Genomic DNA, 21,429 nt, shown 5'->3' with positions numbered 1-21,429 from the left:
GGTATCGTTCGGGAGCTGTCTTCCCGAGCGATGAGTCACGGTCACAGGATTAGCTATGCGCAACAGTGAAAACTACATGATTACCACCGGGTCGGAACCGTTAACGACCGACGACGAGACGACCTGGTCCTTCCCTGGGGCGATAGTCGGCTTCGCGTCGTGGTTACTGGCGCTGGGTATCCCGTTTTTGATCTACGGTGGTAACACCCTCTTTTTCTTCCTCTATACCTGGCCTTTCTTTCTGGCGCTGATGCCCGTTGCGGTAGTTGTGGGCGTGGCGCTGCACTCCCTTTTCAACGGCAAGCTCCTGTATAGTACGTTCATCACTATCGCCACCGTTGTGGTCATCTTTGGCCTGCTGTTTTTATGGCTGATGGGCTAACTTACGGCATAATTAAAACCCCGCAGTAGAGTCCAGCGGAAAGTTATGGGATGATGATGCCGTTTTTTCAGGGGGCAGGATGGGTAAACTAACGCTGCTGTTGCTGGCTTTGCTGGTCTGGCTGCAATATTCACTGTGGTTCGGCAAAAACGGACTGCACGACTACAGCCGGGTGAGCGATGACGTCGCGGCACAGCAGGCTACAAACGCCAAACTTAAAGCACGTAACGATCAACTTTTTGCTGAAATTGATGACCTCAATGGCGGCCAGGAGGCGATTGAGGAGCGCGCACGCAATGAACTCAGTATGACTAAGCCGGGCGAAACGTTTTATCGCCTGGTTCCGGATGCGTCTAAACGCAATCAGGGCTCCGCACAAAACAATCGATAATCAGGCCCAGGATTACGACATGGCAGCAACTTTTTCGGACGTCTGTGCCGTGGTGCCGGCCGCAGGTTTTGGCCGGCGCATGCAGACAGAGTGTCCCAAGCAGTACCTCTCAATTGGTGATAAAACGATCCTCGAGCACGCCGTGGCAGCGCTGCTGGCGCATGCCCGGGTGAAACGCGTGGTTATTGCCATCAGCCCCGGCGATGCGCGTTTTGCGCAGCTCCCGCTGGCACATCATCCTCAGATTACCGTTGTTGACGGCGGCGCCGAGCGGGCCGACTCTGTTCTGGCGGGCATTCAGGCTGCCGGGAACGCGCAGTGGGTGCTGGTGCACGATGCCGCGCGTCCCTGTCTGCATCACGACGATCTGTCACGTCTGCTGGCCCTGAGTGAAACCAGTAACGTGGGCGGCATTCTGGCCGCCCCGGTGCGTGACACCATGAAGCGTGCCGAACCGGGTAAACCGGCGATTGCCCACACCGTCGAGCGCGTGGATTTATGGCACGCGCTGACGCCACAATTTTTTCCCCGCGAATTACTCCACGACTGCTTAACGCGTGCGCTTAAAGAAGGTGCGACCATTACGGACGAAGCCTCGGCGCTGGAGTATTGCGGTTTCCACCCAACGCTTGTTGAAGGGCGCGCTGATAATATAAAAGTGACGCGCCCGGAAGACTTACAGCTCGCGGAATTTTATCTTACCCGTACGACCCCTCAGGAGAAGGCATAATGCGTATTGGACACGGTTTTGATGTACACGCCTTTGGCGGCGTTGGCCCAATTATCATTGGCGGCGTGCGCATTCCTTACGAAAAAGGTCTGCTGGCGCATTCTGATGGCGACGTGGCGCTGCATGCGCTGACCGACGCGCTGCTGGGTGCCGCCGCGCTGGGCGACATTGGCAAACTGTTCCCGGACACCGATCCTGCTTTTAAGGGCGCAGACAGCCGCGAACTGCTGCGCGAAGCCTGGCGTCGTATTCAGGCCAAAGGCTACACCCTCGGCAACGTTGATGTGACGATCATTGCTCAGGCACCGAAGATGCTGCCGCACATCCCTCAGATGCGCGTGTTTATCGCTGAAGATCTGGGCTGCCATATGGACGACGTCAACGTCAAAGCGACCACCACGGAGAAGCTGGGCTTTACCGGTCGTGGCGAAGGCATTGCCTGTGAAGCCGTGGCGCTGCTGGTGAAGGCGGTCAAATGACGGATTTCGACAACCTGACGTATCTGCACGGTAAACCGCAGGGCAAGGGTCTGCTGAAAGCCAACCCTGAAGATTTCGTGGTAGTGGAAGATCTGGGTTTTGAGCCGGACGGCGAAGGCGAGCACATCCTGGTGCGCATTCTGAAAAACGGCTGCAACACCCGCTTCGTGGCGGACGCGCTGGCAAAATTCCTCAAAATTCACGCCCGTGAGGTGAGCTTTGCCGGTCAAAAAGATAAACATGCCGTGACCGAACAGTGGCTTTGCGCCCGCGTGCCCGGCAATGCCATGCCCGATTTAAGCAAATTTGAGCTTGAGGGCTGTAAGGTACTGGAGTATGCCCGCCACAAACGCAAATTGCGTCCGGGAGCGTTGAAAGGCAACGATTTCACGCTGGTGCTGCGTGAAGTGACCGACCGCGATGACGTTGAAAAACGCCTGAAGGCCATTACCGAACGCGGCGTGCCAAACTATTTTGGCGCACAGCGCTTTGGCATTGGTGGCAGCAACCTGCTGGGCGCGCTGCGCTGGGCGCAAAGCAGTGCGCCGGTACGCGACAGGAATAAACGCAGTTTTTGGTTGTCGGCAGCCCGCAGTGCGTTGTTTAATCAGATTGTGAGCGAACGGCTGAAAAAACCGGACGCGAATCAAGTTGTTGTCGGCGATGCGCTACAATTAGCGGGACGCGGAAGCTGGTTTGTGGCAACGGCCGATGAGATGGCCGATGCCCAGTCGCGCGTGGACGCTAAAGCGCTGATGATTACCGCCGCCTTGCCGGGCTCAGGCGACTGGGGAACCCAGGGCGAGGCGCTGGCCGCTGAGCAGTCAGCGGTGGCGGATGCGCCAGAATTACAATCATTGCTGGTGCGGGAAAAAGTCGAGGCGGCGCGCCGTGCGATGCTCCTCTACCCGCAACAGCTGAGCTGGAACTGGTGGGATGACGTAACCGTCGAGTTACGCTTCTGGCTGCCGGCAGGTAGCTTTGCCACCAGTGTTGTCAGGGAACTTATCAACACGTCGGGTGATTATGCGAATATTGCTGAGTAACGATGACGGGATCCATGCGCCAGGTATTCAGACGCTGGCGAAACACCTCCGCGAATTTGCGGATGTGCAGGTCGTGGCTCCCGATCGTAACCGCAGTGGCGCGTCTAACTCATTGACGCTGGAGTCTTCACTTCGCACCTTTACCTTTGAGAATGGCGATATTGCCGTCCAGATGGGGACGCCGACCGACTGCGTGTTTCTGGGCGTAAATGCGCTGATGCGCCCGCGGCCGGATGTTGTGGTCTCCGGCATCAATGCCGGGCCGAATCTTGGCGATGATGTGATTTACTCCGGCACCGTGGCCGCGGCGATGGAGGGGCGTCACCTGGGTTTCCCGGCGCTGGCGGTCTCGTTAAACGGCCACACCCACTATGACACTGCCGCCGCGGTGACCTGCTCCATTCTCCGTGCGCTTGGCCGCGAGCCGCTGCGTACCGGACGTATCCTCAATATTAACGTGCCGGATCTCCCGCTGGACGAGATTAGAGGGATCCGCGTGACGCGCTGCGGCAGTCGCCATCCGGCCGATCAGGTTATTCCCCAGCAGGATCCGCGCGGCAATACCCTGTACTGGATCGGCCCGCCGGGAGATAAATGCGATGCCGGGCCAGACACCGACTTCGCTGCGGTGGATGAGGGTTACGTTTCCGTTACGCCGTTGCACGTAGATTTAACCGCTTATAGCGCGCATGATGTGGTGTCGGACTGGTTAGATCGGGTCGGAGTGAACGCGCAATGGTAAGTAAACGTGTACAAACTCTTCTGGAACAATTACGCGCACAGGGGATCGCCAACGAGCAGGTGCTGGATGCGCTTGCCCAGGTTCCCCGTGAGAAGTTTGTAGATGAGGCGTTTGAACACAAAGCGTGGGAAAACGTGGCGCTGCCCATCGGGCAAGGCCAGACGATTTCGCAGCCTTACATGGTGGCGCGTATGACGGAGCTTCTGGAGTTAACGCCAGACTCCCGGGTGCTGGAAATTGGCACCGGTTCAGGGTATCAGACCGCGATCCTGGCCCACCTTGTGCACCATGTCTGTTCCGTGGAACGGATTAAAGGCTTGCAGTGGCAGGCGCGCCGTCGTCTGAAACAGCTTGATTTACATAATGTATCGACACGCCACGGCGATGGATGGCAGGGTTGGCAGGCTCGCGCCCCGTTTGACGCCATAATAGTCACGGCAGCGCCACCTGAAATTCCCGCTGCACTTCTCTCGCAGCTGGACGAGGGCGGCATTCTAGTTTTGCCCGTCGGCGATGAGCAGCAGCTTTTAAAGCGCGTTCGTCGACGCGGCGGCGAGTTTATTATCGATACCGTGGAAGCCGTGCGCTTTGTGCCCCTGGTTAAGGGCGAGCTGGCCTGAGACTCGGATTTTTCCAGGGTTATTGAGGCAAATTCAGCGTATGGTGTGGCGCGATAGGTTCGTGCCATCACGGTTATTTTTAAGTCACTGGTAGTTAACACATTCCTGGGGGATAAATGAGCGCGGGAAGCCCAAAATTCACCATCAGCCGTGTTGCGGCATTATCACTGGTTTCGCTCTGGCTGGCAGGCTGTACAAGTTCTGACAATGCACCTGCGCCCGTCAGTTCCGTCAATGGAACCAGCGGCTCGGGTAACACGTCCAGCGGAATGTTGATTACCCCTCCGCCTAAAATGGGCACGTCCACGGCGCAGCAAACTCCGCAGATCCAGCCGGTCCAGCGTCCAGTTACGCAGCCTTCGCAGATTCAGCCAGTGGATCAGCCTGTTCAGACCGAAAATGGCCGCATAGTGTATAACCGTAAGTATGGGAACATTCCGAAAGGTAGCTATACCGGCGGCAGCACCTATACCGTGAAGCGCGGCGATACGCTGTTCTATATTGCCTGGATCACCGGGAACGATTTCCGCGATCTGGCACAGCGAAACAACGTCCAGGCCCCGTATGGTCTGGAAGTCGGGCAAACGCTTCAGGTTGGCAATGCAACGGGTACCCCACTGACGCCTGGCAACACGGTTTCAGCGGCCGATGTGACGGCTCAAAATAACAGCGTTAAGCCTGCACAAAAATCCACCACGGTGGTTGCTTCACAACCTGTAATTACGTATTCTGAGGATTCAGGTGATCAGAGTGCTAACAAAATGTTGCCGAATAATAAAGGTACTGCGACTGTTGTCACAGCACCGACTACGGCACCTGTGGTTAGCTCTACTGTACCGACTGCAAGCAGTCAGAATGCCAGCTCGTCAATCACCACCTGGCGCTGGCCAACTGACGGCAAGATTATCGAGAACTTTGCTACCTCTGAGGGGGGCAACAAAGGGATCGATATCGCAGGCAGTAAAGGACAGGCAATCATCGCGACCGCAGACGGGCGCGTTGTCTATGCCGGTAACGCACTGCGCGGTTACGGTAATCTTATTATCATCAAACATAATGATGATTACCTGAGTGCCTACGCCCATAACGACACTATGCTGGTCCGGGAACAACAAGAAGTTAAGGCGGGGCAAAAAATCGCTACCATGGGTAGCACCGGAACCAGTTCTACACGCTTGCATTTTGAAATTCGTTACAAGGGGAAATCCGTAAACCCGCTGCAATATTTACCGCAGCGATAAATTGATGGGACATGCCAGCCAGGGTGTCTCGTCCAGGGATCACGGGTAGGAGCCACCTTATGAGTCAGAATACGCTGAAAGTTCATGATTTAAATGAAGACGCGGAATTTGATGAGAACGGAGCAGAGGCTTTTGACGAAAAAGCCTTAGTAGAAGAGGAACCCAGTGATAACGATTTGGCTGAAGAAGAGCTGTTATCGCAGGGTGCCACACAGCGTGTGCTGGACGCGACTCAGCTTTACCTTGGGGAGATTGGTTACTCCCCACTGCTAACGGCCGAAGAAGAAGTCTATTTCGCACGTCGTGCTTTGCGTGGTGATGTTGCCTCGCGTCGTCGCATGATCGAAAGTAACCTGCGACTGGTCGTGAAAATTGCCCGCCGTTACGGTAATCGTGGTCTGGCTCTGCTGGATCTGATTGAAGAGGGCAACTTAGGTCTCATCCGCGCAGTTGAGAAGTTTGACCCGGAACGCGGGTTCCGTTTCTCAACCTACGCGACCTGGTGGATTCGTCAGACCATCGAACGGGCTATTATGAACCAGACCCGTACGATTCGACTGCCGATCCACATCGTCAAAGAGTTGAATGTTTATCTGCGTACGGCGCGCGAGTTGTCCCATAAACTGGACCACGAGCCAAGTGCGGAAGAAATTGCAGAGCAACTCGACAAACCGGTTGATGACGTAAGCCGTATGCTGCGTCTCAACGAGCGCATTACCTCGGTTGACACCCCGTTGGGTGGCGACTCCGAAAAAGCGCTGCTGGACATCCTGGCCGATGAAAAAGACAACGGCCCGGAAGACACCACGCAGGACGATGACATGAAACAGAGCATCGTCAAATGGCTGTTCGAACTGAACGCCAAACAGCGTGAAGTGCTGGCACGTCGTTTCGGTTTACTGGGGTATGAAGCTGCGACACTGGAAGACGTCGGCCGTGAGATTGGCCTGACCCGTGAACGTGTTCGTCAGATTCAGGTTGAAGGCCTACGCCGCCTGCGTGAAATCCTGCAAGGGCAAGGTCTGAATATCGAAGCGCTGTTCCGCGAGTAAGCAACCATTCGTCAGAAAAGGCCCGTCGTGAGACGGGCCTTTTTTATGCCTTACGGCTGCGCCGTTTCGTGCAGCAAACGCCAGGTGATGTTATCCCCTTCCTGATTAAGCACTGCGGTTGACCAGCGCACGTTGACGGGCTGGCCTGGCCGGGTTTGCGTCTCCCGGTAATGGAGCACTGCGCCGTTGTCCCATGTCTGAAGCGTTGTTAACGCATCAATGTCGATCCTGAGCCCCGGTCGGGTTCCCCGCTGTGCATATAAAAATTGGGCAAGCGCGTGATGATCTAAAGGGTTGCCACTCGGTGGAACCATCAGAAAATCCGGACGGAAACGGGCGAGCAGGGCGTCCCGATCGCCTTCGCCTGCACCTAACCAGTTTTCAAGGGCGACGTGAATGTCGAGGATCTCTTGTTCGTAATGGGTCATGGTTGCTCCTGTTGCAGTTGCGCAAGTAACTGCGTGTTGTTAAGACGGTAGACGTACAGTACGGGCAGTAGGGTGATGACTGCGGCAAAAACAAACATCCAGTGCCAGGCGGCCAGCGGCGCGACATAATCCTGCATGAAGCTCAGCGCCTGACCAACCGGGATCAGTAACCCCCCTCCGGCGCCCTGTACGACTCGCCAGGCAATCAGACTTTCCAGCGAAGATGAGAGACCCGCCGCAACGGAGGCCGCGCTAAAGAGAAGCAGTGAGAGCAGGATAACGCGCTTCGGCCCGACGCGGCGCGTCAGGATGCTGCTGAAAGGGATGACTAGCGTCAGCCCGGTAATGTATCCGTTACTTACCCAGGCAAGCGCGGAAGGTGTGGTATTGAAAGCACGAGCCATCGCCGGAAAGGCGATTTTGCTGCGATACGTCATGGAAGTTCTTCCGGTGAGGTGGCGTATCGTATCGGCCCGCGCGTTACGGATAAACGCGACAAAGCACGATATACTGTCAACATTATTTTGACAGTTAACCAGGCAAGCGATGCTTAATTTACAGCGTACGGCGATGTTTATCGCCGTAGCTGACACCGGCAGTTTCACCGCCGCAGCGGAGGCGATGGGGCTGACAAAAGCGGTGGTCAGCTTTCATATTCGTCAGCTTGAAGAGGAGCTGGGCGTCACCCTGTTGCTGCGAACCACCCGACGCCTGACGCTGACCGAGGCGGGGAAGCTCTTTCATCAACGAAGCGTGATGCTGTTACGGGATGCAGAGCGATTGCAGGATGATGTTCGCGCCAACCACGCCGGGCTGACGGGAGAACTGCGGATCACCACCACGCCCGAATATGGCTCGCAGGTTGTGGCGCCTTTGCTGGCTGAATTTAGCCAGCTGCACCCGGACCTTCGCGTGCGGCATGTCTCGTCCTCTTTACATGCCGATCTTATCGCCGAGCGCTTCGATGTCGCTATCCGGCTCGGCACGCTTGCAGATTCGCGCTACCACGCCGCGTTGATTACCACCTTTAATATAGTGCCCGTGGCGACACCGGGTTGGCTGGTAAATCATCGGGTGGAGTCGCTGGAACAGCTGGCGGAAGCGGACTGGATCATTCACGAGCGTTTAACCTCGCCGCTGCGCTGGCAGGTGAGAGGCGTTGATCGGCATCCGGTTTCCTTTGAGATCAAGAAAGCGCCGCGCCTGTATGCAGACAGCGCCCAGGCGCTGATGGCTTTTGCCCTCGCGGGATGTGGAGTGGCGCTGCTGCCGGAGTGGCTGGTGCGAAACGCACTGGATGCAGGGGAACTGGTCTCGCTGTTACCGGCGTACACGTTCGCTCAGCAGGGCATCTATGCCGTTTATCCTGATGCCCGGCATGTGCCCGCGAAAGTGCGAACATTTATTGATTTTATGCGCGTCAGGGTTACTTAATCCTGCATCATCTTTTTAATGAGCGCTGAAAATTGCTCTCGTTCCGCGCCGTTAAGGCGCCCTAAAAACGCCTCATCCACCTCATTTCCAATCGGTTTACTGCTCTCAAGCAGGGCCTCACCTTCGGCCGTCAGAAAGACAAACCGACGGCGCTTATCCGCCGGATCGTGCTCGCGCCTGACCAGGCCGCGTGCTTCCATGCGGCTCAGCATTTCTGCCAGCGTCGCTTTGGTGCTCACCGCGACTTCAGTCAGGGCAACCTGCTCAATGCCAGGATTTTCAGCAATTGACCGCATCACCGCATACTGTGGCTTTGTCAGTTCGGGCAATGCGTGCTGCCACTGGGCGGTATGCTGTTGAAAAAGCTGACGTAGCAGGTGGAAAGCTTCTTGTCTTAACTCCATGGACACTCCGACGGAAAAATACTCCCTCTATGATAGCCGCTCTCGGGCTGAATTTTAACGCGAGAGTTTTTTAGCGATTAGTGTGATCGTATGCGAACGATCTTGTCAGCAGCAGGATGCAGGCGTAGTTTAATTAATATGTTCGTATACGAACAAACTGATTGAGGTGCTGAATGAGATTGATTGTGGGAATGACGGGCGCAACGGGTGCGCCATTAGGCGTGGCGTTGTTGCAGGCGCTGCGGGAAATGCCGGAGGTGGAAACGCATCTGGTGATGTCGAAGTGGGCAAAAACCACGATTGAGCTGGAAACGCCCTTCACTGCGCATGACGTTGCTGCACTGGCGGATGTCGTCCATAGCCCGGCCGATCAGGCTGCCACCATCTCCTCTGGCTCGTTTCGCACCGACGGCATGATCGTCATCCCGTGCAGCATGAAAACGCTGGCGGGTATCCGCGCGGGCTACGCCGAAGGGCTGGTAGGGCGTGCCGCAGACGTGGTGCTGAAAGAGGGACGCAAGCTGGTGCTGGTTCCCCGTGAGACGCCGCTCAGCACCATCCATCTCGAGAACATGCTTGCCCTTTCCCGCATGGGCGTGGCGATGGTGCCGCCTATGCCTGCGTACTACAACCACCCGCAAACCGCCGATGACATTACCCAGCATATCGTGACCCGCGTTCTCGACCAGTTTGGTCTGGAGCATAAAAAAGACCGACGCTGGGAAGGTTTGCAGGCAGCGAAACATTTTTCACAGGAGAATAAAGATGGCATTTGATGATTTGAGAAGCTTCTTGCAGGCGCTCGATGAGCAAGGGCAGCTGCTGAAAATTGAGGAAGAGGTAAACGCTGAGCCGGATTTAGCGGCGGCCGCCAACGCTACCGGGCGCATTGGCGATGGCGCGCCTGCGCTGTGGTTCGATAATATTCGCGGTTTCACCGATGCCCGTGTGGTGATGAACACTATCGGCTCGTGGCAAAACCACGCTATTTCGATGGGGCTGCCGGCGAATACACCGGTGAAAAAACAGATCGACGAGTTTATTCGTCGCTGGGACAAATTTCCCGTCGCGCCAGAGCGTCGTGCAAACCCGGCCTGGGCGCAGAACACGGTGGACGGGGAAGACATTAACCTGTTCGACATTCTGCCGCTGTTCCGCCTGAACGACGGTGACGGGGGCTTTTATCTCGATAAAGCATGCGTTGTCTCCCGCGATCCGCTCGACCCCGATCACTTTGGCAAGCAGAACGTCGGGATCTATCGTATGGAAGTGAAGGGCAAGCGTAAGCTCGGCCTGCAACCGGTGCCGATGCACGATATTGCGTTGCATCTGCATAAGGCAGAAGAGCGCGGCGAAGACCTGCCAATTGCCATTACGCTGGGTAACGATCCGATCATCACCCTGATGGGCGCCACGCCGCTGAAATACGATCAATCCGAGTATGAGATGGCCGGTGCGCTACGTGAAAGCCCGTATCCGATTGCGACGGCTCCGCTGACCGGTTTCGATGTGCCGTGGGGGTCGGAAGTGATCCTGGAAGGGGTGATTGAAGGCCGGAAACGTGAAATTGAAGGGCCCTTCGGTGAGTTTACCGGTCACTACTCCGGCGGGCGCAACATGACGGTTGTGCGTATCGACAAAGTTTCTTACCGCACTAAACCGATTTTCGAATCTCTCTACCTGGGCATGCCGTGGACCGAGATTGATTATCTGATGGGGCCCGCCACCTGCGTACCGCTCTATCAACAGCTGAAGGCTGAATTCCCGGAAGTGCAGGCGGTAAACGCCATGTACACCCACGGTCTGCTGGCGATTATCTCCACTAAAAAGCGTTACGGCGGTTTTGCCCGTGCGGTCGGGCTCCGCGCCATGACCACGCCACACGGTCTGGGTTACGTGAAGATGGTGATTATGGTGGATGAAGATGTCGATCCGTTTAACCTGCCGCAGGTGATGTGGGCGCTGTCATCGAAGGTCAATCCGGCAGGCGATCTGGTGCAGCTACCGAATATGTCTGTGCTCGAGCTTGACCCTGGCTCCAGCCCGGCGGGGATCACTGACAAGTTGATCATTGATGCCACCACCCCTGTTGCCCCGGACAACCGTGGTCACTACAGCCAGCCGGTACAGGATCTCCCTGAAACCAAAGCCTGGGCCGAAAAACTGACCGCGATGCTGGCGGCACGTCAATAAGGAGGAAAAAATGATTTGTCCACGTTGTGCCGATGAACATATTGAAGTGATGGCAACATCACCGGTGAAAGGTGTCTGGACGGTATACCAGTGTCAGCACTGTCTGTATACCTGGCGCGATACCGAACCGCTGCGCCGTACCAGCCGCGAGCATTACCCGGAAGCGTTCCGCATGACGCAGAAGGATATTGATGAGGCGCCGCAGGTGCCGACGATCCCGCCGCTGCTGTAAAAAAAGCCCGGTGGCGGCTGCGCTTACCGGGCGATAATATTGTGCGGTCCTTTGCCCGGTGGCGCTACGCTTACCGGGCCTACGGGTTTTGTAGGCCGGGTAAGGCGAAGCCGCCACCCGGCAAAAAAGACCGCAGAGAACTAAACCAGACTCTTCAACCGATAAATCCACTCCAGCGCCTGTCGCGGCGTCAGGGAATCCGGGTCGAGATTTTCCAGCGCTTCCACGGCCGGAGAGGTCTCTTCCGGGACCGCCAGCAGTGACATCTGCGTACCATCTATCTGCGTCGCCGCCGCATTCGGTGACAAACTTTCCAGCTCACGCAGTTTCTGACGCGCGCGCTTGATCACCTCTTTCGGCACGCCCGCCAGCGCCGCGACGGCCAGGCCATAACTCTTGCTTGCCGCGCCGTCCTGCACCGTGTGCATAAAGGCGATGGTGTCGCCGTGCTCAAGCGCATCAAGGTGGACGTTAGCCACGCCTTCCATTTTCTCTGGCAGCTGTGTCAGTTCGAAATAGTGAGTTGCGAACAGCGTCAGCGCCTTGATTCTATTTGCCAGACTTTCCGCGCACGCCCAGGCCAGGGACAGGCCGTCATAGGTGGAGGTACCGCGTCCTACTTCGTCCATCAACACCAGACTGTTCTCTGTCGCGTTATGCAGAATGTTGGCGGTTTCGGTCATCTCGACCATAAATGTAGAGCGACCGCTCGCCAGATCGTCCGCCGCACCCACACGGGTGAAGATACGGTCGATAGGGCCAATCTCAACCTTCTGCGCCGGAACGAAGCTGCCGATGTAGGCGAGCAGCGCGATAAGGGCTGTCTGGCGCATATAGGTGCTTTTACCGCCCATGTTGGGGCCGGTAATGATCAGCATTCTTCGCTGCGGTGACAGGTTCAACGGGTTGGCAATAAACGGTTCGTTCAGCACCTGCTCAACCACCGGGTGGCGGCCTTCGGTAATGCGAATGCCGGGTTTGTCAGTAAAGGTCGGACAGGTGTAATTCAGCGTATCGGCGCGCTCGGCCAGGTTTACCAGGACATCCAGCTCGGCCAGCGCAGCGGCGCTCAGTTGCAGGTCAGCCAGGTGCGGCATCAGGATGTCGAACAGCTCGTCATACAGCTGTTTCTCCAGCGCCAGCGCTTTACCTTTCGACGTGAGCACTTTGTCTTCGTACTCTTTCAGCTCGGGAATAATGTAGCGCTCGGCATTTTTCAGCGTCTGGCGGCGAACGTAGTGAATAGGTGCCAGGTGGCTCTGCCCACGGCTGATCTGGATATAGTAACCGTGTACCGCGTTGTAGCCGACTTTCAGGGTGTCGAGCCCCAGACGTTCACGCTCGCGGATTTCCAGCTTATCCAGATAATCCGTCGCGCCATCGGCCAGCGCACGCCATTCGTCCAGCTCTTCGTTGTAACCCGGAGCAATAACCCCGCCATCCCGCACCAGAACAGGCGGCGCATCAATGATGGCGCGTTCCAGCAGTTCGCGAAGCTCGGTAAATTCGCCCATGGTTTCGCGCAGCTTCTGCACTGGCGCGCTGTCGATCTCTCCCAGCTGAGCACGCAGTTCCGGCAACTGCTGGAACGCGTGACGCATACGGGCAAGATCGCGTGGACGCGCGGTGCGCAGTGCCAGGCGCGCCAGGATACGCTCAAGATCACCCACCTGACGCAGCACCGGCTGCAAGTCGGTGTAACGATCCTGCAATGCGGCAATGGTTTGCTGGCGGCCGATCAGCGTGTCGGTATTGCGGATCGGCATATGCAGCCAGCGTTTGAGCATACGGCTGCCCATGGGGGTAACCGTGCTGTCGAGAACCGACGCCAGCGTATTTTCCATGCCGCCAGCGAGGTTCTGAGTGATCTCCAGGTTGCGGCGGGTGGCGGCATCCATGATGATGCTGTCCTGCTGACGCTCCATGGTAATGGAACGGATATGGGGCAGGGCGGTACGCTGCGTATCCTTAACGTACTGCAACAGGCAGCCTGCGGCACACAGCCCGCGCGGGGCATTTTCTACGCCAAAGCCAATCAAATCGCGCGTGCCAAATTGCAGGTTCAGCTGCTGGCGCGCGGTATCAATTTCGAACTCCCACAGTGGACGACGACGCAGGCCGCGGCGACCTTCAATCAGCGCCGTCTCGGCGAAATCCTCTGCATAAAGCAGTTCTGCCGGATTGGTGCGCTGTAGTTCAGCCGCCATGGTTTCACGGTCAGCCGGTTCACTCAGGCGAAAACGACCGGAGCTGATATCCAGCGTGGCGTAGCCAAACCCTTTACCGTCCTGCCAGATCGCCGCCAGCAGGTTATCCTGGCGCTCCTGAAGCAGGGCCTCATCGCTGATGGTTCCCGGCGTCACGATGCGTACGACCTTGCGCTCAACGGGGCCTTTCGACGTGGCCGGGTCGCCAATTTGTTCGCAGATAGCGACAGACTCACCCTGGTTCACCAGCTTCGCCAGATAGTTTTCAACCGCGTGATGCGGGATACCTGCCATCGGGATGGGCTCGCCTGCCGACGCGCCACGTTTCGTCAGGGAAATGTCGAGCAGCTGAGACGCACGTTTCGCATCGTCATAAAAAAGCTCGTAAAAATCGCCCATACGGTAAAACAGCAAAATTTCCGGATGCTGTGCTTTCAGCTTCAGGTACTGCTGCATCATTGGCGTATGCGCGTCGAAATTGTCGATTGTGCTCATGGAGTTATGATATCCATTTCTTTGAAAATATTACGCTTTGAGCGGCTCAATGGCCGATTGTTCCTTCTATTGTCGCATGAAAAAAAGGTGCGGCGCAGAAAAAAGTCACGACTTTACGAGGCATCTTCCACCATTAATTCAATGATGATTTTCCCGTGCTCGACGCCCACCCGAACCTGCGAGTTGGTGGTAAATCCCGCTTGCTCAAGCCAGTCGCCTTTCAGGCTCAGCGCTGCGTGTACGCTGTAGCGTTTTGGAATTTTCGTTTTACGGTCTTCATGACGTTTTCTGAAGTAACCCACTTTCAAGTGACGATAGGGTTTGGCGATCGCGATCTCTTGCATAAGCGCTCCGGTGAATGCGGTCAAAGGTGGTTATTTATGCCTGTATAAAATACCAGTAAAACGCAGCGGGGGGCGGGGTAATTCTGGAAGGGCGCTTCAGAAAATGGAATGCAATGACTGAAAATGTGCGGATAAAAGGGTATTATAAATGCACTTTATTGTTGAGGACGACGTTATGTCCGGTAAACGTATTTCACGAGAAAAAAAGACGATCGCCAGAATGATCGCCCTGTACGAAAACAGGTGTCCGCACGCTATAAAAGAAGAGGGGCACTATTCGGCGCTCAAGGCTTATGCCGATAAGCGGCTGGATAAATGCGTGTTTGGTGAGGAAAAACCTGCCTGCAAACAGTGCCCTGTGCATTGTTATCAGCCCGCCCGACGGGAAGAGATGAAGCAGGTCATGCGCTGGGCAGGGCCACGTATGTTATGGCGCCATCCGATTCTGACCATCCGTCATCTGATCGACGATCGCCGTCCGGTTCCGGAATTACCCGAAAAGTATCGGCCCAAAAAATAACCGGCTCCGCGCCGCAGTGGGCGACAAATTACGCGCAGGGCGACGTCGCCGGAATGACGGGTTAATTCAGACTCTCTTTATCGATTCCCAGACGCTTCATGCGCGAGAGCAGGGTGGTACGCTTCAGCCCCAGCCGTTGCGCCGCACCTTTCGGTCCGGCTACCACGCCGTTGGTCTCCTTCAGCACTCGCATAATGAGCTGATATTCATCTTCTCCCTCTTTCGCAAGCTCGGTTGCGGTCACGGTCGTTTCAGAGAGAGTAACCTCTGGCAGGGAGAGCTGGAGCACGTTCCCGCGCGTCAGCAGGACCGCGCGCTCAATGACGTTTTCCAGCTCGCGCACGTTCCCTGGCCACTCCATCGCCGAGAGTGTGCGTAGCGTTTCGGCAGGAATACTGTCGATATTTCGCCCCATCCGGCGGGCAATCTTCGCGGTAAAGGCTTTTACCAGCAGCGGAATATCTTCCGGGCGCTCGCGCAGCGGCGGCAGGCAGATCGGGAAGACGTTCAGGCGATAGTAAAGATCGCTGCGAAACTCGCGGTCGGCGACCATTTTTTTCAGATCGCGATTGGTGGCGGCAATCAGACGCACGTCGGTCTGGATCAGCTTGTTGCTGCCGAGGCGCTCGAACTCCTGCTCCTGCAAAACGCGCAGCAGCTTGGGCTGAAGCTCCAGCGGCATATCGCCCACTTCGTCGAGGAACAACGAGCTTTTATCCGCCAGTTCAAAACGGCCCAGCCGCTGGCTGCTGGCGCCGGTAAAGGCGCCGCGCTCGTGGCCGAACAGGTCGCTTTCCAGTAAGCCCGCAGGCATCGCCGCGCAGTTCATCTTCACCATCCGGCGGCTGTTGCGGTTGCTCAGGTTGTGGATCGCCCGGGCAATCAGCTCTTTCCCGGTGCCGGTTTCACCGAGGATCAGCACCGTGCTGTCGCTCTGCGCCACCATTTCCACCTGCTTAAGGACGCTGTACATGGCATCGCTGCGTCCGATGATTTCGCCAAACTCGCTGTCCACGTTGTTGAGCTGCTCGGTCAGCGCCAGGTTTTCGTCCACCAGCCTCTCCTTCAGGCGGTGGATCTCCTGATAGGCGAGGGCGTTATCCAGCGCAATGGAGATACGCTCGGCGATCTGGCGCAGCAGCTTCAGGTTGGCGGTGGTAAATACGGCCTCATCGCACTGCGCCAGTTTAAGCACGCCGAGCATGGTGTTGCCGGACATCAGCGGCAGCAGGCACAGGGTCTGGATCTTGTTGCCCCAGGTGTTGAACAACATCCGCTCGTAGGGGGCTACCGGATCCTGTTCATTGAGATTGAGCAGCAGGATCTCTTTGCTTTTAAATACCCGCTCGGACAGCGTTCCCGCTTCGTCCACTTCGCTCTGCTCGTGCGCCGGGTTGGCTTCATCAAGGTAGTGGGTGGAGTAGATGTTCAGCTTGCCTTTCCGGTTGCCGCGTAGCGCAATGCTGATGGCATCGATTTTAAAATAGTGATGGATCTCTTTTGACACTTCGCTGACCAGCTCATCCATGTCCAGGCGGGAGAGCACGGCGTTGGTGATGGCAACCAGAATGCGGAAGTTATCGCGCTCGCGGCTCAGCAGGTCGTAGTCCACGTTATTGGTGACGCGGCTTTGGATCTGCTCCGCGACAACGGCCACAATCTGGGTAAAGGTGTGCAGGCGTTCGTACTCCGCCTCGCTCCAGGGCTGGTCGGTATCGCGGATAAACTCGCAGCCGCCAAAAATTTGCCCTTCCACCGCCAGCGGCAGCATGCTGTAGTGGCCGAACGGGTGGTAAAGATTGCTCTCTGCCAGCTTCGGCCAGGCCTGGCGAAACTGGTCAAAATTGCAGTGCAGCGCTTCCGGGCGGGAGAGAATACGCCGCACCGGACCGTGGGCCAGAAACGTTTCATCTTCATATTCGAAGATTTTGCCGTTATCACGCGTTGAGAAATAGCTCGCGCGGTGGGTTGCGCTATGCCAGAGCACAATGGCGGCGCTGTCCGCCAGCGCTGATTGCCTGACCAGCCGCGTCAGGGCATCGCTCAGCGCGCCGAGATCGGGCTGTTGTAAAAGTGTGCGCGTGATGTCAAACAGGCCCTGCTGTCCAAGATCGCTCATCGGTGTATACGGCATTGTTGCTTTCCAATAGAAACTGGCAAAAAGAGAAATTCAGCGCTGACCGCTTTTGGCGCGGTCTAGCAAATTCGGGGTAACGGTTCAGCGTGCGGCAGATCCAGCGTGCGCTTCACGCCGTAAAGCCCGGTCAGGCGCACCCCTTTGCGCTCAACCACGTCGCCGATGATGGCCGCGTCTTTCCCTAAAGGATGTGCGCGCAGCTGTGCAAGTACGGCTTCCGCCGCCGCGCGTTCCACGCCGATCACCAGCTTGCCCTCATTGGCAAAGTTAAGCGGGTCTAGCCCTAATAGCTCGCACAGCCCGCGCACGGCGGGCTTAACGGGCAGGCCGCGCTCGGTCAGCTCAATCCCGCAGCCGCAGCTTGCCGCGAACTCGTGCACCACGGCATTCACGCCGCCCCGCGTGGCGTCGCGCAGGGCTTTTACGCCCGGCATGTCGCGCAGCGTCTGGATCAGCGGCGTGAGTACCGCGCAGTCACTGCGCAGCTCGCCATCCAGCCCCAGGCCTTCGCGCAGGTTCAGGATGGTTGCCCCGTGGCAGCCCAGCGTGCCGCTGACAATCAGCACGTCGCCTGCGCAAAGCTGCTGCGCGCTCCAGTGAATGTCGGCGGGGATCGCCCCCATCCCGGCGGTGTTGATGAAGAGCTTATCCGCCGCGCCGCGCTGTACCACCTTGGTATCCCCGGTGACGATGGCGATCCCCGCCTCGCGGGCGGTGTGCGCCATGCTGTTGACCACCGCCGTGAGCGTCTCCATTGGTAACCCTTCTTCGAGGATAAACCCGCAGGAGAGGTAGCGGGGGATCGCGCCGCTGACGGCGACGTCGTTTGCCGTGCCGCAGACGGCGAGCTTGCCGATATCGCCTCCCGGGAAGAACAGCGGGTCAATCACGTAGCTGTCGGTAGAGAACGCCAGCCTGTCACCGTGGGCGGTCAGGGCCGCGAGGTCAATACGCGCCTGATCTTCCTGCTCGGCGAGCCAGGGGTTATTAAAGGCTTCCATAAACAGCCGGTTAATCAGCTGCTGCATTGCCTGTCCACCGCTTCCGTGCGCCATTTCCACCGTGTTCATGCTTCACACTCCTGGTTGCGATAGTGATACCACGCGGCGCATGCCCCTTCGGAAGAGACCATCAGCGCGCCAAACGCGGTTTGCGGGTTACAGGCGTTGCCAAATAACGGGCAGTGATGAGGTTTGCATTTGCCGGTGAGTACGTCGCCACAGCGGGCGCGGGGATCGTCGCACACCTGCTGCGGCTGCGGGCGGAAATGCGCTTCGGCGTCGAAGGCGCGATACGTGGGCGTCAGGTGCACGCCGGATTCGGCAATCAGCCCCAGTCCGCGCCACTCGCTGTCGCCTTCGACGCTAAACACGTCGGCTATGGCCTGCTGTGCCCGTCTGTTACCTGCATCGGGCACCACGCGACGATACTGATTTTCCACCGCACTCAGGGCCGCTATTTTCTGCTCAACCAGCATGGTCACGCCTTGCAGTAGATCAAGTGGCTCGAAACCAGCCACCACTAACGGACGATTGTACTGTTCAGCGATAAAACCGTAGGCTTCTGTGCCGATCACCATGCTGACGTGGCCCGGCGCCAGAAACGCGTCGATACCGTTATCCGGCGCTTCAAGCAGGCTGCGCAGCGTGGGAATAAGCGTGATGTGCTGGCAGAAAAAGTAAAAGTTAGTGACGTTGCGGGCTTTCGCCTGCTGGAGGGTAATGGCGGTGGCGGGCATGGTGGTTTCAAAACCCAGCCCGAAAAAGACGACCTTACGCTCAGGATTAGCCATCGCCAGCGTCAGGGCATCCATCGGTGAGTAGACGATCCGCACGTCTGCGCCGCGCGCCTTCGCCTGGAGCAGCGAGCCATTTTTTCCCGGTACACGCATGGCGTCGCCAAAGGTGCAAAAAATCACACCGGTGCGGCTGGCGATGTCGAGACAGCTGTCGATGCGCCCCATCGGCAGCACGCACACCGGGCAGCCGGGGCCGTGGATAAACTCGATGCTCTCCGGCAGCAGCTGGTCGAGACCAAATTTAAAGATGGCGTGGGTGTGTCCGCCGCACACCTCCATGATCCGCAGCGGTTTTTCTTTCGTGTAGTCCAGCAGCGAGGCGCGGGTCTTCAGGCGATCGATAAGCTGCAACACCTGCTCAGGCGCGCGATATTCATCAACGTAACGCATGTGTTAATGTTCCTCCCCATACAACAGGGCGCCCACGTCCGGCTCGACATCGAACATATTCTGTAGCGCGTCCAGCGTGTCGCGGGCTTCTTCCTCATTAATCACGCTCATGGCAAAACCCACGTGGACCAGCACCCACTGGCCGAGACGCGATGCGCCGGTCTCATCGTGGCTGCCTACCAGCGTCAGGTCGACATCGCGCAGGATGCCGCAGACCTCCACTTTGGCCTGATTGCCGTCGATGGAATGAATTTGTCCGGGGACGCCTATGCACATCGTTCGTTCTCCAGCCAGTTCAGCCAGGCGTCCATCCCGTCGCCGCGCGTGGCGGAAACCAGCAGGATCTCAATGTCCGGGTTCACTTCCCGGGCGTAAGCCAGGCACTTATCCACGTCGAAATTCAGGTACGGCAGCAGGTCGACCTTGTTCAGCAGCATGACGGAGGCGGCGGCAAACATATGCGGATATTTAAGCGGCTTGTCTTCCCCTTCGGTCACCGAGAGCACCGCCACTTTATGCCGCTCGCCGAGGTCGAAGCTTGCCGGGCAGACCAGGTTGCCGACGTTTTCAATAAACAGGATACCGTTATCCGCCAGCGGCAGGCGCGGGGCGGCGTCGGCAATCATCTGCGCGTCCAGGTGGCACCCTTTCCCGGTGTTGACCTGAATCGCAGGCGTACCGGTTTCGCGGATGCGCGCGGCGTCGTTTACCGTTTGCTGGTCGCCTTCGATTACGGCGCAGGAGACGTGTTCGTTCAGACGTTTAAGGGTTTCGGTCAGCAGCGTGGTTTTACCGGAGCCGGGGCTGGAGACCAGGTTCAGCACCAGCTGTTCGCGCGCGGCAAAGCGGGCGCGATTGCGGGCGGCGAGCTGGTTATTCTTGTCCAGCACGTTGATCTCCACCTCCAGCATCTGGCGCTGGCTGATGCCCGGCGCGTGCGTACCCGCTTCGCCGTGGCCGTAATGCAGGTCGCCCGCGTCGGAACGCTGCGGGGCAAAGGTGATGCCGGTCAGGGCCGCCGCGGGACGCGGGGCAGGAGAAAAGGGCGCGGAGCGAAACGCGGAGTGGGGACGGTGTTCATCCCCTTCTATATACAGGTTGCCTTCAGCGCAACCGCAGGTACTACACATACATTACTCCTTCTCGATTTCGAGGCGTTGGATCTGCATACCGTCATCCGCCACGATGCGCAGCCCGCTGCTCTGGCACTGCGGACAGCGCTGTACCTTCGATGACAGCAGCGTGACGTACTGCTGACACTGCTCGCACCAGCACTCTGCCTGTTGCTCGTCGATATGCAGCGCGCAGCCTTCCGCCAGCGTGCCGCGGCACACCAGCTCAAAACAGAAGGTGAGGGCGCTGGTCTCGACGCAGGAAAACGCCCCGACCTTCAGCCAGACGGCGGTGACGCGTTTCGCGTGGTTTTGCACTGCCTGCTGTTCGATAAGTTCCAGTGCCCGCTGGCAGAGGGTGATTTCGTGCATGACGCCTCCTTAATGAATTGCCCCTTCAATGCAATAACGGTGCCAGCTTGATTTGCGTTACGGCGTGACGATGTCAACGCTGTCGAAATGACACGTCGACACCGCGGCGGTGACAGTGCGCATCTCTTTAAAATCCATTTAAATCAACAAATTAAAAACTGGCACGAAATCTGCTTAACAGCCGCTAACTCCATTAACCGGATACCTTTTATGACTATTTGGGAAATTAGCGAAAAAGCGGATTACATCGCGCAACGTCACCAGCAGCTCCAGGAGCAATGGCACCTGTACTGCAATTCACTGATCCAGGGGATCACGCTGTCGAAGGCCCATCTGCATCACGCCATGAGCTGTGCGGCGCAGGGGGATATGCGTTTTGTCCTGTTCGGCCACTTTACGATTTACGTCACCCTGGCGGAGACCTTCAACAGCCACACGATTGAGTACTACGTCGAGACGAAAGAGGGCGACAGGCACTGCATCGCCCGGGCGCAGCTGATGGCGGACGGCATGGTGGACGGTCACGTCAGCAACCGCGATCGCCAGCAGGTGCTGGAGCACTATCTGGAGAAAATCGCGCCGGTTTACGACGGCCTCTACGCCGCCGTTGAGCATGACAGGCCAGTCAATCTGAAACAGCTGATCGACGGAAAATCCTCCGCGAACGTGGCCTGAAAAGC

The 21,429-nt window shown here is 57.5% G+C and carries 26 protein-coding genes and 1 pseudogene; 15 read left to right on the top strand and 12 right to left on the bottom strand.

Translation table 11 applies throughout. From position 1 onward, the window contains the following. Positions 1-55 precede the first annotated feature (55 nt). From RS584_RS18435 to RS584_RS18405, 7 genes are all read left to right on the top strand, one after another. A complete protein-coding gene (locus RS584_RS18435) occupies positions 56-382 on the top strand; it encodes a DUF3561 family protein (RefSeq protein WP_032649313.1) in 327 nt (108 codons plus the stop codon). A 79-nt stretch (positions 383-461) separates the two neighbouring features. Beyond that, entirely contained in the window at positions 462-773 is a 312-nt protein-coding gene (gene ftsB, locus RS584_RS18430; protein WP_003862095.1) for a cell division protein FtsB, read from the top strand. Between the two features lie 19 nt (positions 774-792). After that, on the top strand, positions 793-1,503 hold the full coding sequence (ispD, locus tag RS584_RS18425) for a 2-C-methyl-D-erythritol 4-phosphate cytidylyltransferase (protein ID WP_045911275.1): 711 nt from the start codon (positions 793-795) through the stop codon (positions 1,501-1,503). Beyond that, the gene (ispF, locus tag RS584_RS18420; protein WP_015571711.1) at positions 1,503-1,982 is read left to right on the top strand and encodes a 2-C-methyl-D-erythritol 2,4-cyclodiphosphate synthase; all 480 of its coding nucleotides are present in this window, start codon (positions 1,503-1,505) and stop codon (positions 1,980-1,982) included. Before ispD ends, ispF begins: the two co-directional genes overlap by 1 nt. Then, positions 1,979-3,028 carry a tRNA pseudouridine(13) synthase TruD gene (gene truD / locus RS584_RS18415; protein WP_017692760.1) on the top strand — a complete coding sequence of 350 codons (1,050 nt, stop codon included), beginning with the start codon at positions 1,979-1,981 and terminating at the stop codon, positions 3,026-3,028. The genes ispF and truD overlap by 4 nt, the downstream gene beginning before the upstream one ends. Continuing rightward, a complete protein-coding gene (gene surE, locus RS584_RS18410; protein WP_032619144.1) occupies positions 3,009-3,770 on the top strand; it encodes a 5'/3'-nucleotidase SurE in 762 nt (253 codons plus the stop codon). The genes truD and surE overlap by 20 nt, the downstream gene beginning before the upstream one ends. Next, on the top strand, positions 3,764-4,390 hold the full coding sequence (locus tag RS584_RS18405) for a protein-L-isoaspartate(D-aspartate) O-methyltransferase (protein WP_015571709.1): 627 nt from the start codon (positions 3,764-3,766) through the stop codon (positions 4,388-4,390). Before surE ends, RS584_RS18405 begins: the two co-directional genes overlap by 7 nt. Before the next feature lie 94 nt (positions 4,391-4,484). Here the strand turns inward: RS584_RS18405 and RS584_RS18400 are convergent, their stop codons facing one another. Next, on the bottom strand, positions 4,485-4,625 hold the full coding sequence (locus RS584_RS18400; protein WP_223230135.1) for a peptidase: 141 nt from the start codon (positions 4,623-4,625) through the stop codon (positions 4,485-4,487). Here RS584_RS18400 and nlpD point away from each other — a divergent pair. Then, entirely contained in the window at positions 4,558-5,631 is a 1,074-nt protein-coding gene (gene nlpD, locus RS584_RS18395; RefSeq protein WP_223230139.1) for a murein hydrolase activator NlpD, read from the top strand. The genes RS584_RS18400 and nlpD overlap by 68 nt on opposite strands. Before the next feature lie 59 nt (positions 5,632-5,690). Continuing rightward, positions 5,691-6,683, top strand: coding sequence for an RNA polymerase sigma factor RpoS (gene rpoS / locus RS584_RS18390; RefSeq protein ID WP_013098493.1), 993 nt, complete (start codon positions 5,691-5,693; stop codon positions 6,681-6,683). Positions 6,684-6,733: 50 nt separating this feature from the next. Here rpoS and RS584_RS18385 read toward each other — a convergent pair whose 3' ends face one another. Both RS584_RS18385 and RS584_RS18380 read right to left on the bottom strand, forming a co-directional pair. Then, a complete protein-coding gene (locus RS584_RS18385; RefSeq protein ID WP_062938006.1) occupies positions 6,734-7,111 on the bottom strand; it encodes a DUF4440 domain-containing protein in 378 nt (125 codons plus the stop codon). Positions 7,112-7,242: 131 nt separating this feature from the next. After that, a pseudogene (locus tag RS584_RS18380) lies at positions 7,243-7,536 on the bottom strand (MFS transporter); the annotation flags it as partial. A gap of 121 nt (positions 7,537-7,657) precedes the next feature. Between RS584_RS18380 and RS584_RS18375 the strand changes: the two are divergent. Beyond that, on the top strand, positions 7,658-8,545 hold the full coding sequence (locus RS584_RS18375; protein ID WP_315748429.1) for a LysR family transcriptional regulator: 888 nt from the start codon (positions 7,658-7,660) through the stop codon (positions 8,543-8,545). Here the strand turns inward: RS584_RS18375 and RS584_RS18370 are convergent. Further along, the gene (locus RS584_RS18370; RefSeq protein ID WP_015571704.1) at positions 8,542-8,949 is read right to left on the bottom strand and encodes a MarR family winged helix-turn-helix transcriptional regulator; all 408 of its coding nucleotides are present in this window, start codon (positions 8,947-8,949) and stop codon (positions 8,542-8,544) included. The two genes, RS584_RS18375 and RS584_RS18370, sit on opposite strands and share 4 nt — an antisense overlap. A gap of 173 nt (positions 8,950-9,122) precedes the next feature. Between RS584_RS18370 and RS584_RS18365 the strand changes: the two genes are divergently transcribed. The 3 genes from RS584_RS18365 to RS584_RS18355 are packed head-to-tail and all read left to right on the top strand — an operon-like array spanning position 9,123 to position 11,374. Further along, complete coding sequence (locus tag RS584_RS18365; RefSeq protein WP_315748428.1) at positions 9,123-9,725, top strand: non-oxidative hydroxyarylic acid decarboxylases subunit B; 603 nt, start codon at positions 9,123-9,125, stop codon at positions 9,723-9,725. Then, positions 9,715-11,142 (top strand): non-oxidative hydroxyarylic acid decarboxylases subunit C, encoded by a 1,428-nt coding sequence (locus tag RS584_RS18360; protein ID WP_015571702.1) that lies wholly within the window; start codon positions 9,715-9,717, stop codon positions 11,140-11,142. The genes RS584_RS18365 and RS584_RS18360 overlap by 11 nt, the downstream gene beginning before the upstream one ends. A 10-nt stretch (positions 11,143-11,152) precedes the next feature. Further along, positions 11,153-11,374 carry a non-oxidative hydroxyarylic acid decarboxylases subunit D gene (locus tag RS584_RS18355; RefSeq protein ID WP_003862116.1) on the top strand — a complete coding sequence of 74 codons (222 nt, stop codon included), beginning with the start codon at positions 11,153-11,155 and terminating at the stop codon, positions 11,372-11,374. Positions 11,375-11,514: 140 nt separating this feature from the next. Here RS584_RS18355 and mutS read toward each other — a convergent pair whose 3' ends face one another. Both mutS and RS584_RS18345 read right to left on the bottom strand, forming a co-directional pair. Further along, a complete protein-coding gene (mutS, locus tag RS584_RS18350; RefSeq protein ID WP_315748427.1) occupies positions 11,515-14,076 on the bottom strand; it encodes a DNA mismatch repair protein MutS in 2,562 nt (853 codons plus the stop codon). 113 nt (positions 14,077-14,189) lie between these two features. Beyond that, the gene (locus RS584_RS18345) at positions 14,190-14,420 is read right to left on the bottom strand and encodes a SymE family type I addiction module toxin (protein ID WP_017692767.1); all 231 of its coding nucleotides are present in this window, start codon (positions 14,418-14,420) and stop codon (positions 14,190-14,192) included. A gap of 175 nt (positions 14,421-14,595) precedes the next feature. Between RS584_RS18345 and RS584_RS18340 the strand changes: the two genes are divergently transcribed. Beyond that, positions 14,596-14,940, top strand: a complete 345-nt coding sequence (locus RS584_RS18340) for a nitrous oxide-stimulated promoter family protein (protein WP_022649174.1) — start codon at positions 14,596-14,598, stop codon at positions 14,938-14,940. Positions 14,941-15,001: 61 nt separating this feature from the next. Here RS584_RS18340 and flhA read toward each other — a convergent pair whose 3' ends face one another. The 6 genes from flhA to hypA form a co-directional block, all read right to left on the bottom strand. Next, positions 15,002-17,074 carry a formate hydrogenlyase transcriptional activator FlhA gene (gene flhA, locus RS584_RS18335; protein WP_032669319.1) on the bottom strand — a complete coding sequence of 691 codons (2,073 nt, stop codon included), beginning with the start codon at positions 17,072-17,074 and terminating at the stop codon, positions 15,002-15,004. A gap of 62 nt (positions 17,075-17,136) precedes the next feature. Next, on the bottom strand, positions 17,137-18,147 hold the full coding sequence (gene hypE / locus RS584_RS18330) for a hydrogenase expression/formation protein HypE (protein WP_023295335.1): 1,011 nt from the start codon (positions 18,145-18,147) through the stop codon (positions 17,137-17,139). Continuing rightward, positions 18,144-19,265 (bottom strand): hydrogenase formation protein HypD, encoded by a 1,122-nt coding sequence (gene hypD / locus RS584_RS18325; RefSeq protein ID WP_315748426.1) that lies wholly within the window; start codon positions 19,263-19,265, stop codon positions 18,144-18,146. Before hypD ends, hypE begins: the two co-directional genes overlap by 4 nt. Before the next feature lie 3 nt (positions 19,266-19,268). Then, positions 19,269-19,541 (bottom strand): HypC/HybG/HupF family hydrogenase formation chaperone, encoded by a 273-nt coding sequence (locus tag RS584_RS18320; protein WP_315748425.1) that lies wholly within the window; start codon positions 19,539-19,541, stop codon positions 19,269-19,271. Beyond that, positions 19,532-20,395 carry a hydrogenase nickel incorporation protein HypB gene (gene hypB / locus RS584_RS18315; RefSeq protein ID WP_023304320.1) on the bottom strand — a complete coding sequence of 288 codons (864 nt, stop codon included), beginning with the start codon at positions 20,393-20,395 and terminating at the stop codon, positions 19,532-19,534. Before hypB ends, RS584_RS18320 begins: the two co-directional genes overlap by 10 nt. A 3-nt stretch (positions 20,396-20,398) precedes the next feature. Further along, positions 20,399-20,749, bottom strand: a complete 351-nt coding sequence (hypA, locus tag RS584_RS18310) for a hydrogenase maturation nickel metallochaperone HypA (RefSeq protein ID WP_045347774.1) — start codon at positions 20,747-20,749, stop codon at positions 20,399-20,401. A gap of 210 nt (positions 20,750-20,959) precedes the next feature. On the opposite strand from hypA, the gene hycA reads away from it, so the two are divergent. After that, a complete protein-coding gene (hycA, locus tag RS584_RS18305) occupies positions 20,960-21,424 on the top strand; it encodes a formate hydrogenlyase regulator HycA (protein WP_315748424.1) in 465 nt (154 codons plus the stop codon). The last annotated feature ends 5 nt before the right edge of the window (positions 21,425-21,429 follow it).

The sequence above is a fragment of the Enterobacter sp. DTU_2021_1002640_1_SI_PRY_ASU_LCPMC_013 genome (assembly GCF_032389435.1).
Taxonomy (GTDB): domain Bacteria; phylum Pseudomonadota; class Gammaproteobacteria; order Enterobacterales; family Enterobacteriaceae; genus Enterobacter; species Enterobacter hormaechei_C.
This window is presented reverse-complemented; position numbering and strand designations above follow the sequence as displayed.

Coding starts and splice junctions, on each gene's coding strand:
- hypB (WP_023304320.1), bottom strand. CDS start 20,395: ATGTGTAGTACCTGCGGTTGCGCTGAAGGCAACCTGTATATAGAAGGG.
- ftsB (WP_003862095.1), top strand. CDS start 462: ATGGGTAAACTAACGCTGCTGTTGCTGGCTTTGCTGGTCTGGCTGCAA.
- RS584_RS18405 (WP_015571709.1), top strand. CDS start 3,764: ATGGTAAGTAAACGTGTACAAACTCTTCTGGAACAATTACGCGCACAG.
- ispF (WP_015571711.1), top strand. CDS start 1,503: ATGCGTATTGGACACGGTTTTGATGTACACGCCTTTGGCGGCGTTGGC.
- hycA (WP_315748424.1), top strand. CDS start 20,960: ATGACTATTTGGGAAATTAGCGAAAAAGCGGATTACATCGCGCAACGT.
- RS584_RS18385 (WP_062938006.1), bottom strand. CDS start 7,111: ATGACCCATTACGAACAAGAGATCCTCGACATTCACGTCGCCCTTGAA.
- hypD (WP_315748426.1), bottom strand. CDS start 19,265: ATGCGTTACGTTGATGAATATCGCGCGCCTGAGCAGGTGTTGCAGCTT.
- truD (WP_017692760.1), top strand. CDS start 1,979: ATGACGGATTTCGACAACCTGACGTATCTGCACGGTAAACCGCAGGGC.
- RS584_RS18375 (WP_315748429.1), top strand. CDS start 7,658: ATGCTTAATTTACAGCGTACGGCGATGTTTATCGCCGTAGCTGACACC.
- mutS (WP_315748427.1), bottom strand. CDS start 14,076: ATGAGCACAATCGACAATTTCGACGCGCATACGCCAATGATGCAGCAG.
- RS584_RS18365 (WP_315748428.1), top strand. CDS start 9,123: ATGAGATTGATTGTGGGAATGACGGGCGCAACGGGTGCGCCATTAGGC.
- rpoS (WP_013098493.1), top strand. CDS start 5,691: ATGAGTCAGAATACGCTGAAAGTTCATGATTTAAATGAAGACGCGGAA.
- hypE (WP_023295335.1), bottom strand. CDS start 18,147: ATGAACACGGTGGAAATGGCGCACGGAAGCGGTGGACAGGCAATGCAG.
- RS584_RS18355 (WP_003862116.1), top strand. CDS start 11,153: ATGATTTGTCCACGTTGTGCCGATGAACATATTGAAGTGATGGCAACA.
- RS584_RS18320 (WP_315748425.1), bottom strand. CDS start 19,541: ATGTGCATAGGCGTCCCCGGACAAATTCATTCCATCGACGGCAATCAG.
- RS584_RS18340 (WP_022649174.1), top strand. CDS start 14,596: ATGTCCGGTAAACGTATTTCACGAGAAAAAAAGACGATCGCCAGAATG.
- RS584_RS18370 (WP_015571704.1), bottom strand. CDS start 8,949: ATGGAGTTAAGACAAGAAGCTTTCCACCTGCTACGTCAGCTTTTTCAA.
- RS584_RS18435 (WP_032649313.1), top strand. CDS start 56: ATGCGCAACAGTGAAAACTACATGATTACCACCGGGTCGGAACCGTTA.
- ispD (WP_045911275.1), top strand. CDS start 793: ATGGCAGCAACTTTTTCGGACGTCTGTGCCGTGGTGCCGGCCGCAGGT.
- surE (WP_032619144.1), top strand. CDS start 3,009: ATGCGAATATTGCTGAGTAACGATGACGGGATCCATGCGCCAGGTATT.
- flhA (WP_032669319.1), bottom strand. CDS start 17,074: ATGCCGTATACACCGATGAGCGATCTTGGACAGCAGGGCCTGTTTGAC.
- hypA (WP_045347774.1), bottom strand. CDS start 20,749: ATGCACGAAATCACCCTCTGCCAGCGGGCACTGGAACTTATCGAACAG.
- RS584_RS18345 (WP_017692767.1), bottom strand. CDS start 14,420: ATGCAAGAGATCGCGATCGCCAAACCCTATCGTCACTTGAAAGTGGGT.
- RS584_RS18360 (WP_015571702.1), top strand. CDS start 9,715: ATGGCATTTGATGATTTGAGAAGCTTCTTGCAGGCGCTCGATGAGCAA.